This window comes from Phenylobacterium sp., assembly GCF_031412415.1.
GTDB lineage: Bacteria > Pseudomonadota > Alphaproteobacteria > Caulobacterales > Caulobacteraceae > Phenylobacterium.
Window position 1 is genome coordinate 1 of sequence record NZ_JANOCX010000359.1, and the last position, 7,765, is coordinate 7,765.

9 protein-coding genes are annotated in these 7,765 nt (G+C 69.0%); 4 read left to right on the top strand and 5 right to left on the bottom strand.

The window, feature by feature from the left end; translation table 11 throughout:
• Positions 1 to 332: 332 nt before the first annotated feature.
• Together RMO04_RS17160 and RMO04_RS17165 are read left to right on the top strand one after the other, a co-directional pair.
• Entirely contained in the window at positions 333 to 1,619 is a 1,287-nt protein-coding gene (locus RMO04_RS17160; RefSeq protein ID WP_309645985.1) for a cytochrome P450, read from the top strand.
• Positions 1,620 to 1,679: 60 nt separating this feature from the next.
• The gene (locus RMO04_RS17165) at positions 1,680 to 2,261 is read left to right on the top strand and encodes a TetR/AcrR family transcriptional regulator (RefSeq protein ID WP_309645986.1); all 582 of its coding nucleotides are present in this window, start codon (positions 1,680 to 1,682) and stop codon (positions 2,259 to 2,261) included.
• A 7-nt stretch (positions 2,262 to 2,268) separates the two neighbouring features.
• On the opposite strand, the gene RMO04_RS17170 is transcribed toward RMO04_RS17165, so the two are convergent.
• A complete protein-coding gene (locus tag RMO04_RS17170; protein ID WP_309645987.1) occupies positions 2,269 to 3,357 on the bottom strand; it encodes an alpha/beta fold hydrolase in 1,089 nt (362 codons plus the stop codon).
• Between the two features lie 34 nt (positions 3,358 to 3,391).
• Positions 3,392 to 4,348: a LysR family transcriptional regulator gene (locus RMO04_RS17175; protein WP_309645988.1), complete on the bottom strand. Its 957-nt coding sequence runs from the start codon at positions 4,346 to 4,348 to the stop codon at positions 3,392 to 3,394.
• Between the two features lie 115 nt (positions 4,349 to 4,463).
• On the opposite strand from RMO04_RS17175, the gene RMO04_RS17180 reads away from it, so the two are divergent.
• Positions 4,464 to 5,069: an FMN-dependent NADH-azoreductase gene (locus RMO04_RS17180; RefSeq protein WP_309645989.1), complete on the top strand. Its 606-nt coding sequence runs from the start codon at positions 4,464 to 4,466 to the stop codon at positions 5,067 to 5,069.
• Between the two features lie 74 nt (positions 5,070 to 5,143).
• Here RMO04_RS17180 and RMO04_RS17185 read toward each other — a convergent pair whose 3' ends face one another.
• Positions 5,144 to 5,653 carry a GNAT family N-acetyltransferase gene (locus tag RMO04_RS17185; RefSeq protein WP_309645990.1) on the bottom strand — a complete coding sequence of 170 codons (510 nt, stop codon included), beginning with the start codon at positions 5,651 to 5,653 and terminating at the stop codon, positions 5,144 to 5,146.
• 144 nt (positions 5,654 to 5,797) lie between these two features.
• Here RMO04_RS17185 and RMO04_RS17190 point away from each other — a divergent pair, with 144 nt between their 5' ends.
• Positions 5,798 to 6,442, top strand: coding sequence for a DsbA family protein (locus tag RMO04_RS17190; RefSeq protein ID WP_309645991.1), 645 nt, complete (start codon positions 5,798 to 5,800; stop codon positions 6,440 to 6,442).
• A 41-nt stretch (positions 6,443 to 6,483) separates the two neighbouring features.
• Here the strand turns inward: RMO04_RS17190 and RMO04_RS17195 are convergent, their stop codons facing one another.
• A complete protein-coding gene (locus RMO04_RS17195) occupies positions 6,484 to 6,855 on the bottom strand; it encodes a DUF2200 domain-containing protein (RefSeq protein ID WP_309645992.1) in 372 nt (123 codons plus the stop codon).
• Between the two features lie 233 nt (positions 6,856 to 7,088).
• Positions 7,089 to 7,765: phospholipase D-like domain-containing protein (locus tag RMO04_RS17200; protein ID WP_309645993.1), on the bottom strand; the 677-nt coding region annotated here is incomplete at its 5' end.

Sequence of the window (7,765 nt, forward strand, 5' to 3'; positions counted from 1 at the left end):
AAGTGTCTGCGATCCCCCGTCACAGGTCATCCGATGGCGGCGGCAGGCCACCTCGGCACCACAATCGCAGACCTGGACCGGTTCCAGCCTCGTGTTGAAGTGGTTCGTTTAGGTGTCTTCAACGCTGCCAAGGTGCACTGAGCATCGCCGGCGACCCGAGTGTATCGCCGTGCTGCAAATCGGCGAGCTTGGGAAGCTCAATCATCCGACCTTGCTTCGCCTAGAACACCTCCTCCCACGGGGACCGACCTCACCCCCCTTGTGGAACAATGTTCGAAGCCTCCCCATAGCCCCGCGCCCCGCTCCGGGCGCGCGGACTCGAGGACACACCTATGGCTGACGGCGCGACGGACATTCTGAAGGACAAGCGCGCCGCCGCGCGCAAGGCCGCCTACGAGACCCCCCTTGAAGACCTGAATCCCGCCCGCGCCTCGCTGTTCCGCGACGACGCCATGTGGGCGATCTTCGAGCGGCTGCGCGCCGAGGCCCCCGTCCACTTCACGCCCGACAGCAACTACGGCCCCTACTGGTCGATCACCCGCTACAACGACATCATGGCGGTGGATTCCAACCACCAGGTCTTCTCCTCGGCCAAGGGCATCGCGCTCTCGCCCAAGGCTGCCCAGGGGTTCCGCGACCCCAACAACAACGCCACCAACTTCATCGCCATGGACCCGCCGCGCCACGACGTGCAGCGCAAGACGGTGAGCCCGGCGCTGTCGCCCCACGCGCTCTCGATCATGGCCCCGCTGATCCGCGAGCGGGCGGGCCTGATCCTCGACAGCCTGCCGGTGGGCGAGGCCTTCGACTGGGTCGACCTGGTGTCGAAGGAACTGACCACCATGACCTTGGCGACCCTGTTCGCCTTCCCCTTCGAGGAGCGGCGCAGGCTGACCCGCTGGTCGGACGCCATGACCACCCCGCCGGGCTTTGGCGGCGGCGCCGCCGACCTGGCCGACCTGCGCGCCACCCTGGCCGAGTGCTTCGGCTACTTCACCGAGCTGTGGAACCAGCGGGTCAACGCCGAGCCCACCGGCGACCTGATCTCCATGCTGGCCCATGGGGAGGAGACGCGGAACATGACGATGGCGGAGTTCCACGCCAACGTCGCCCTGCTGATCATCGGGGGCAACGACACCACGCGCAACACCATCTCCGGCTCGGTCCTGGCCCTGAACCAGAACCCCGACCAGTACGCCAAGCTGCGCGCCGATCCCTCGCTGATCCCGTCCATGGTGTCGGAGACCATCCGCTGGCAGACGCCCCTGGCCCACATGTCGCGCACCGCCACCCAGGACTTCGAGATGGGCGGCAAGACCATCAAGGCCGGCGACAAGGTGGTCATGTGGTATGTCTCGGGCAACCGCGACGGCTCGGTGATCGAGAACCCCGACAGCTACATCATCGACCGCCCGCGCCCGCGCCAGCACATGTCCTTCGGCTTCGGCATCCACCGCTGCGTCGGCAACCGGCTGGCCGAACTTCAGCTGACCATCATCTGGGAAGAGATCCTGAAGCGTTTCCCAGACATCCAGGTCCTGGAAGAGCCCAAGCGCAGCTTCTCGATCTTCGTGAAGGGCTATGAGGACATGAAGGTCGTCCTGCCCACCCGCCTCTAGGCTGGCTGCGGCGCGCCGCATCGTTCATGTTCGGCGCCGTCTTCCAACGACGGCCTCGAGATGACGCGCCCAGAGATCGCCATCGCCGGAACCCTGCGCCGCCGCGCCCTGGACGCGGCGCGCGGGCTGGTGGCCAACGGCGGCGCCGAGGCGCTGCAATTGCGCGTCATCGCCGCCGAGGTCGGCAGCGGCGTCGCCAGCCTCTACTACCACTTCGCCAACAAGGACGCCCTGCTGGCCGCCGTGGCGGTGGACGGCTGGGGCGAGCTTAGCCGGAAGATCGAGCGCGCCAGGACGAACGGCAAGTTCGCCCACCCCATCGACGCGGCCTCGGCGGCCCTGCTCAGCTTCATCCGCCGCAATCCGCACCTCTACGCCCTGATGCAGACCGAACCCAGCCTGTCGCGGAACCCCGACGTCCGCGCCGCCGAACAGCAGGCGCTGGAGGCGTTCCAGGGCGCGGTGCGCGACGATGACCGGGCGCCACCGGACCGCGCCGAGGACATCGCCCTGGTCTTCTGGGTCCTGGGACGCGGCATCGCCTCGGCGGTCCACACCCAGCAGGACAGCGCCGCCGCCGAGCGCCTGGAGCAGGCGGTGCTACGCGGCTTCGCCTTCCTGATGACCCGCCGCCCGGACTGATGCGAGCCTAGGGCCGCTCGGACCGCGCCAGCAGGTCGACCAGATCCCGCTTCCAGAACTTCGCCCAGGTGTGGGTGCCGTGGCCTCGGGTGTCGGGGGTGGCCTGGATCAGCACGAACTTGCCGGCCTTCAGTCGCTTGGCGGCGGGCTCGGCCAGGCCCAGGTCGGGCGGGTTGATCAGGTCGTCGGTGGAGTTGACCCAGGTCACCGGGGCGGTGATCGCCTCCAGGCCCTTGGACGGGTCATAGGTCCGCGAGGCGTCGATCTGGTAGAGCAGGTCATTGGCGTCCCGCGTCGGGAAGTCGGCGGCGAAGCGGGCGGCGTAGTTGGCGTCGGCGGCGTCGCGGGTCGGGAACTGCGCCTGCCAGTACTGGGGCGCGGCGCCCATGACGATCAGCAGGTTCAACGCCCCGCGCAGACCCAGCGCCGGCTGCTGGGCGTAGTCGCCATCCTTCCAGGCCGGATCGCTGCGGATCGAGTCCATCGCCGCCTTGCGCCAGGTGCGGTTCACCCCGGCGATCGGCCCGGTCAGGCAGGCCATGGGCATGACCGCCTGGGCGAAGTCGGGATGGGTCTCGCCCCAGATGAAGCCGTGCATGCAGCCCATGGAGGTGCCCATCAGCAGGCGCAGGCGGTCGACCTTCAAACCCTCCACCAGCAGCCGGCGCTGGGCCTCGACCATGTCGTCATAGTCGTAGTGCGGGAACTTGGACTTCAGCCCGTCACTGGGCTTGGACGAGCCGCCATGGCCGATGCCGTCGGGCAGGATCACGTAGTAGCGGGTGATGTCGAGCGGCTGGCCGGGGCCGTACAGTTCCTCCGCGAACTGCGGCGACAGGAACTGCGCGCCCGATCCGCCCGTGCCGTGCAGGACCAGGACCGCGTTGGTGACGCGGCCCGTCGCGTCACGCTTGGGTTGGCCCAGGGTGCGGTAGCGAAGCTTCAGCGCCGGCAGGGTCTCGCCGGACTTGAAGGCGAAGTCGGCGATCACATGGTCGCCCTGGACCACCGCCTTGTCGTAGGGCGAGGCCGCCAGGGCCGCGGCGCCGGAGAACAGCGTGAGCGCGCTGAGCGCGCCGGCGATCCAGGTGTGCATGAGGCTCTCCAGGCGGAATCGATTGGGCTCGGTTCTACGACGCCACGGCCGCGCCTCCCAGGCCGCCCAGGGTCGCCTTGAAGGCTTCGCGCGCGACGTAGCAGGCGTCCCAGTAGGGCGCGCCGCCGAACCGCTCGATCAGCAGCTCGGTCAGGGCCCGCACCTTGGCCGGCATGTGTCCGGCCGGCGGCGGCCGGACCACGTAGAGCCCGGCCTCGGGCGGCGGATAGTCCAGCATCAGCGGTACGACCTGGCCGGATTCGATGAAGCTCCCGGCCAGGAAGGTGGGGATCAGCGCGATTCCCAGGCCCGCCGCCGCCGCCGCGGCCAGGGCGTGGCCGCTGTCGGCCTTGAACCGGCCCTCGGGGCGCACGGTGACGGTCTTCTTGCCGTCCCGAAAGGTCCAGGCCTCAGAGCCCTGCAGCAGCGCCTGGTGGCCGATCAGGTCGTCGGGGGTCTTCGGCGTGCCGTGAATCTCGAGGTAGCCGGGGCTGGCCACCATCACCGCGTTGATCGGCGCGATCCGCCGCGCCACCAGGCTGGAGTCCGCCAGGTTGCCCAGCCGCACCGCCACGTCGAACCGCTCGCCGATCAGGTCCACGAACCGGTCGCTGTAGGAGGCGGTCACCGCGAGCTTCGGATGGCGCACGGCCAGTTCCGCCAGCACCGGCGCCAGGTGGGTGATGCCGAAGGACAGCGGCGCGGCGACCCGCAGGCTGCCGACGATCTCCTCTCCGCGTTGGGCCAGCGCGTCTCGCGCGGCCTCCAGCTCGGCCAGCACCCGGTCGGCCCGCTCCTTGAAGTCGAGACCCGCCTCGGTCATCGCCACGCCCCGCGTGGTGCGGCTCAGCAGCTGCGCCCCCAACGAGGCCTCCAGCCGCGAGACCCGGCGGCTGACCATCGACTTCGACAGCGACAGCCGCTGTCCGGCCCGGCCGAAGCCGCCGGCCTCGACCACCTCGACGAACGCCTGGATGTCGTCCAGCTCCATGGTGCGAGTGTTCCTCTTCGCGCAACAATCTGGTGCGATACGTGGGGGTGTTGTTGCACGATTGGAACCCTCACCTTCCAGGCTGTCAATTCATCAGCGCCCTTGGAGGGGTGTCATGTCCAATATCCTGGTTCTCAACAGCAGCCTCAGCGGCGAGGCCTCGGTCTCGCGCCTGCTGGTCGCCGACGCCGTCACCGAACTCACTCAGCGCGACCCGAACGCGACGCTGGTGTTCCGCGACCTGGCCGCCAATCCGATCCCGCACCTGCATCCCGACGGCTACGCCGGCGTCCGCGCCCAGGCGACCACGCCCGCCGAACTGGCCGCCCGCGCGCTCTCCGACGAGCTGATCGCCGAGCTGTTCGCCGCCGACACCATCGTCATCGGGGCGCCGATGTACAATTTCAGCATCCCCAGCACCCTGCGCACCTGGTTCGACCACGTCCTGCGCCCCGGCGTGACCTTCGGCTATTCCGAGGCTGGTCCGAAGGGTCTGGTGACCGGCAAGCGGGTGATCATCGTGGAGTCGCGCGGCGGCCTCTACAGCGAAGGCCCGGCCCAGGCGCTGGACGTCCAGGAGCCTTACCTGCGCCAGCTCTTCGGCTTCATGGGCGTCACAGACGTCACCTTCGTCCGCGCCGAGAAGATCGCCTTCGGCCCCGACGCGCGCGATCAGGCCCTGACCGAGAGCCGCGCGGTCCTGGCGAAGTTGGGGGCTTAGCGTCTCAGGCTCGCCTCCCTTCCCGAATGTCATCCCGGAGGGCGCCCAGCGCCCGCCCGGGATGACAGAGAGGGCTACACCCCCCGCCGCATGAACACGCGCGAGCTCTCGTCCAGCCCCCGCGCCTCATGCTCGGCCCGGATCTCAGCCATACCCGGCGTCAGGATCTGGACGTCCTCGAACCCCAGCCGCCGGTAGTAGGGCGCGTTGAACGGCACATCCTTGAAGGTCGAGAGCGTCAGCGCCGGCCAGCCGCGCATCCTGGCCGCCTCAGCCACCGCCTCGATCAGCCGCGCCCCGATCCCCCGCCGCTCGTGGCTGGGCAGCACGTCCACCTGTTCGATGTAACCGCAGCCCTCGGCCTCCCGGAACATCACGAAGGCCACGGGCGTCGCGCCGTCGCAGGCGACCAGCAGGCCGCCCTGCCCCACCCGTTCGGCCAAGGTCTCGGCGTCGGTCGGATCGTCATCCGCCAGCCACGCGCGCTCGGTGCCCAGGAAGCGGGCGGCGGAGGCGCGCTCGATGGCGCGCACGGGTTCGATGTCGGCAAGCTCGGCCGCGCGAAGGCGCAGGTCTGGTATCATCGGAAATGTCCGGGAAGCTGTGGATCCAAGGGCTGTGGCGGTGGGGCGCTCAGTCTTTCAAGGATCGTGGTCTCCGGGGCTCGCCGTTCGGCGCTCAGGGCCATAGGTTAGTCCCCAACGCCGCCCGCCGCCAAGGAGCGCGAGATGGAAACGCCGCATCTGATCTACTTCGCCGACCCGATGTGTTCGTGGTGCTACGGCTTCTCGCCGGTGATTGGCCAGATCCGCCAGGCCTTCGGACGGTCCCTGCCGATCAAGCTGGTCATGGGCGGCCTGCGCCCCGGGACCGACACCCCGACCTCCGACAAGGCCCGCGCCGAGCTGGTCGGACACTGGGGCCATGTGCATGAGGCCACCGGCCTGCCGTTCGACGGCGCGGTGCTGGACCGGCCGGGCTTTCTCTACGACACCGATCCCGCCGCCCGCGCCGTGGTCCGCGTCCGCCGCGAGGACCCCGAGAAGGCGCTGATCTATCTCACCCGCGTGCAGCAGGCCTTCTACGCGCAGAACCAGGACGTCACGAAGCCCGAGACCCTGGCCGACCTCGCCGCCGAGCTGGGCGTCGACCGGGCCGCCTTCCTCGCCGATTTCGAGGCCGACGACCTGAAGAACGAGACCTGGGCCGACTACGGGACCTCGCAGCGCGCCGGGGTCACGGGCTTCCCGACCCTGGTCGCCGGGCCCAGCGCCGACGGAACCTATGGCGTCGTCACCCGAGGCTACCAGCCCGCCGAACAGGTGCTGCCGGTCCTGCACCGCTGGATGGGCACGGACCAGACGGCCACATGATCAGGCTCACCTTGGTGGCGGCGCGATGAGAAGGTGATCTTCTAGGACGCCGGGGCCGCGGCCGGCAGACGCAGGATCTTCGTCATCGGTCGTCCCTTGGCCAACTCGTCGATGAGCTTGTCGAGGTAGCGGATCTCCCGCATGAGCGGATCGGCCACCTCTTCGACGCGAACCCCGCAGACCACGCCCTTGATCTCGGATCGCGCCGGGTTCAGCGCCGGCGCCTGGGCGAAAAAGGTCTCGAAATCCGTCATGGCGGCGAGGCGCCCCTCCAGCTCCGCGGCGCTATACCCGGTGAGCCAAAGGATCACCTCGTCGACCTCGGCCTTTGTCCGGCCCTTCCGCTCCGCCTTGGCGACGTAGTGCTTGTAAACGCTCGCGACGCTGGTCGTGTAGATGCGATGCTGGGTCATGTTCGATCCGCTCATGCCTTCGGACCATCATATCCGATGACGCCGCCTTGGGCACGGCGGCGGAAATCCAAGGAACAGCGCCGGACAAGGGTTGTTAGGGCAGGCTCTCAATTTCGGAGACCCCCGATGGCTCCACCTCGCAAGACGTTCAATTTCAGCATGCGGACGGTAGCGGCCCACGCCGACCCCGTCCCCGACAGGGGCGGGGTCGGCGACGTCTGAGGGTCGTAGCCCTAAGTTGTCTGCGGGCTGAGCCGCGGCGCGGGGGCGGGCAGGCTTGCGCCCCGCAGACGCTCGGCCAGCAGCTTGAGCTCCCGTCGCACGCTGGCTCGCCGCCGCCAGGGCCGCCAGGAATCGCCTGGGCCGACCGGATCGCCCAGGTGGAAGGTGGCGATCAGCGCGGTGAGCGGCTTCAGCGGCACGGGCGGAATCGGCCGCAGGCGGCAGAGTCCCTTCGTGCGCATCGCCTCGATCGCCGCCCCCAGGCTCCCGGCCCTCGTCAGCGCCGCGGTGAACACAGCGTCGTCACAGCCAAGCCAGTGGGCGATAAGGTGGGTGCGGATCCTGCGGATAGCGGTCTTGGCCCTGTCCGCGCCGGGACCGGCGGCTTCGATGGTGAGATCGCATTCGCTGTCGAGGCCCAGCGACCGGTTGTTGATGTTGGACGACCCGACCCGCAGCATCACGTCGTCGATGATCGCCAGCTTGGCGTGGACGATGATGGTTCGCCCCAGGCTGGTCACAGGGCTGTAGATCCGAAACCGGCCATGGACGTCTGCCGATTGCAGCCGCCGAATGAACAGCGAGCGGGTTCGATCCATGGTTATCTGGTCGAAATAGCTGGGCGCGTGCCCGGTGGAGACCAGGACAACCTCGGGCCCGTTCTTCTCGCCCAGCCTCTGGGCCAACG

Bases quoted from the DNA above. Each gene is read 5' to 3' on its own strand.
- RMO04_RS17160 (WP_309645985.1), top strand. From the start codon at position 333: ATGGCTGACGGCGCGACGGACATTCTGAAGGACAAGCGCGCCGCCGCG.
- RMO04_RS17165 (WP_309645986.1), top strand. From the start codon at position 1,680: ATGACGCGCCCAGAGATCGCCATCGCCGGAACCCTGCGCCGCCGCGCC.
- RMO04_RS17170 (WP_309645987.1), bottom strand. From the start codon at position 3,357: ATGCACACCTGGATCGCCGGCGCGCTCAGCGCGCTCACGCTGTTCTCC.
- RMO04_RS17175 (WP_309645988.1), bottom strand. From the start codon at position 4,348: ATGGAGCTGGACGACATCCAGGCGTTCGTCGAGGTGGTCGAGGCCGGC.
- RMO04_RS17180 (WP_309645989.1), top strand. From the start codon at position 4,464: ATGTCCAATATCCTGGTTCTCAACAGCAGCCTCAGCGGCGAGGCCTCG.
- RMO04_RS17185 (WP_309645990.1), bottom strand. From the start codon at position 5,653: ATGATACCAGACCTGCGCCTTCGCGCGGCCGAGCTTGCCGACATCGAA.
- RMO04_RS17190 (WP_309645991.1), top strand. From the start codon at position 5,798: ATGGAAACGCCGCATCTGATCTACTTCGCCGACCCGATGTGTTCGTGG.
- RMO04_RS17195 (WP_309645992.1), bottom strand. From the start codon at position 6,855: ATGACCCAGCATCGCATCTACACGACCAGCGTCGCGAGCGTTTACAAG.